The sequence below is a fragment of the Leucobacter sp. genome (genome assembly GCF_053528595.1).
Genome location: NZ_JAIVPF010000095.1, coordinates 1 through 3,200 on the forward strand (window position 1 = coordinate 1; position 3,200 = coordinate 3,200).

The following is a 3,200-nucleotide window of genomic DNA, read 5'->3' on the forward strand; positions in this document are numbered from 1 at the left end:
ACGGCCTCGCAGGGCGCCCCCACCGACGCCGATCGCGTGTTCGAGTTCGAGGACGGCTCCCCGATCTTCTCCGGCGTGCGGCGCGTAGAGGTGGACGAGACGAAGCACTGGGCGTTCGTGACCAACCTCGGCACCTCGCGCGGCGGCGCGGGCGGGCCCGAGGGCTTCATCGCGGTGCTCGATCTCACGAAGCGCGGTGCCGAGGCCGTGGTCGCCCGGGTGAAGATCCCCGATGCCGTCGGCAGCGTGGGCATCACGGTCGATGAGGAGAACAGCTTCGCCTACGTGGGATCGATGGTCGGCGACAAGCTGTACCGGATCGACTACTCGAATCTCGACGCGAGCGACCCGAAGAACCTCGACCTCAACGCGGCCGCGGTGACCGAACTGCCCGCCTCGGTGGGAGCGAACGCGCGCCCGACGTACAGCCCGGAGCTGAAGCGCGTCTACGTCTCCGCATACGCCGCTCCGAGCGGCACGATCTCCGTGGTCGATGCGGACCCCGCGAACACGGGCACCTACGGCACGGTGATCGACACGATCGCCACCGGGCCGACGAATTCCGTCGCGATCGACGGCGAGCGGGGTCTGCTGTACTCCGCGAATCTCGGCGACAAGAAGGTCGCGGTCTTCGACACCGATGACCACGAGCCGCTGATCGAGGTCCCGACCTCCGGAAACGCGGTCAACCTCGGCATCGATCCCGACACGCACGAGGTCTGGGTCTCGAACTTCGCCGCGACCGGCAAGGCCGACGTCTTCAAGATCGACGAGGTCGAGACGACCGCTCCCGCTCCGGCCGTCGTCGACGTTCCGGATTCCGACTCCATCCCCACGCGGTTCACCCACTCGACCGAGTGGGTCGCGGGGGAGAAGCTGCAGGTATCGGGCACCGGCTGGGTGAGCGGTACGAGCACGGGATCGAAGATCGGCGTGAAGCTCGACGAGGGCAACACGGAGCGCACGACGCCCATCGACTACCCCGACGCCCCCGACGCGGTGTGGGCGGTCGTCGAGGCCGGGGCCGACGGGTCCTGGACCGCGGAGTTCGACTTCCCCTCGGCCGATATCACCTCCACCCCCTGGTCCGCCGGTGAGCAGCACACCTTCCGCCTGCTGACGGGATCGATCGGCGCTGCCGAGGACGACCTCATCCGCACCGCTCAGGGTGCGGTGGACGTGGTCTCCGAGCCCACCGTGGACGCGAGCGGCTGGCAGGTCACGTCCAGCGCCGCCTACGACACCGGGGTGCAGAACGGGTACCAGCTGGCGCTCGACGACGACAACGACACGGTGTACATCACGGACGCGAAGTGGCGCAGCGAGACCCGCGATGCCACCACCGGTGAGATCACGGCGAGCGAGGGCACCGGCAAGGTGTCGCGCTTCCACAGCGAGACCCACGAGAAGATCGACGAGCAGTCGTTCCTCGGGCTGAGCCGTAACGAGCGCCCCATCACGATCAGTCCCGGCACGGGCAAGCTCGTGCAGTTCGACGCCGCGAGCGGCGATCTGACCTCGAACCACTCCTTCCTGTCGCTCACCCGGAACGACGGCAGCGGCAAGGAGTCGGAGCGCTTCGACTGGACCGGTGTGACCGCGAACTCGCAGAACAGCATGCGCACGACGTTCTCGCCCTACGGCGTGGCGGTCGACGGCAAGCTCGACGGCGGCACGATCGTCACGACGACGGCCCGGGCGCGCGACGCGGCCGCGGGCTACGGCGGCAACGTCGTGATCTACACGGCCTCGCAGGGTGCCCCGACCGATGCCGACCGCGTGTTCGAGTTCGAGGACGGCACCCCGATCTTCAACGGGATCCGCCGCATCGCGGTCGATGAGACCCAGCATCGCGCCTACATCACCAACCTCGGCAACTCGCGGGGTTCGGGATCCGACGGCTACATCACTGTGCTCGACCTGACGAAGCGCGGCGCCGCGGCGGTGCTCGCGCAGGTGACCGTGCCCGGCGCCGACGGCGCCGTGGGGGTGACCGTCGACGAGGGGAACAACCGCATCTACGTGGGCTCCATGGTCGGCGAGAAGCTCTACGTCATCGACGGCGACGAGATCGACACCAGCGATCCGAAGTCCCTGACGCTGAACGACGACGCGATCACGGCGCTCGACGCGACGGTGGGCGCGAACGCGCGCCCCACCTACAACGCCGATCTCAAGCGCGTGTACGTCTCGGCGTACGCGGCTCCCAGCGGCACGATCACCGTGGTCGATGCCGATCCCGAGAGCGAGACCTACGGCGAGGCGATCGACACCATCACCACCGGTCCGACCAACTCGGTCGAGATCGACGGCGAGCGGGGCCTGCTGTACTCGGCGAACCTGGGCGACAAGAAGGTCGCGGTCTTCGACACCGAGGACCACGAGCTGCTGCTCGAGGTGCCGACCTCGGGCAACGCGGTGAACCTCGGCATCGACCCGGTCACGCACGACGTGTGGGTGTCGAACTTCGCCGCGACGGGCAAGACCGATGTCATCACGGTGAACGCCCCCGCTGATCAGGATCCCGCGTTCAACTACACCCAGGTGAAGTCGAACACCACGCAGGCGAACGCCGGCGTGCTGATCACCCCGAAGGAGGTCGTGGTGGGCGAGCCCATCACCATCTCGGGGACGGGATGGTTCAAGCAGGACGGCACCGGCGGATCCGCCGGCCCGATCTTCATCAACCAGCCTTCGGGCGGCACCGGACCGGTGAGCGTCGAGGGCCGTACGATCGAAAATCAGATCCCCGGCAGCGCCTACGCCGATCCGCGTGCGCACGGCGTCTGGCTGAGCGACGCGGAGGGCAACTGGTCGATCACGATCCCGTTCCCGACGCCCGAGAACTCGACGCTCACGGAGGAGACGGCCTGGAAGGCCGGCGACACCCAGAGCATCAGGATCCTCACCGGCTCGCTCGCCAGCGGCGACCACGCGCGCAACCCCTCCGTGGAGTTCTCGGTCGTGGCGGCTCCGGTCGTCGACGAGGCTCCGACGGTGACCGCTGACCCGGAGAGCGTGTCTGCGGTCGAGGGCGCTTCCGCGAGCTTCTCGGCTGCGGCTTCGGGTTCGCCGGTGCCGTCGGTGCGGTGGGAGTCGAGGAAGGGTTCGGGTTCGTGGGCGCCGGTCGCGGGTGCGACGTCGTCGACGTTGCGGCTTGCGAAGGTGTCGGCGGGTCTGTCGGGTACGCAGTACCGTGC

Annotated in this window: 1 protein-coding gene; it reads left to right on the forward strand. The window is 68.5% G+C overall.

The window, feature by feature from the left end:
- On the forward strand, positions 1 to 3,200 hold a 3,200-nt coding region (locus ACWKZU_RS18780), incomplete at both ends, for a YncE family protein (RefSeq protein ID WP_449283865.1).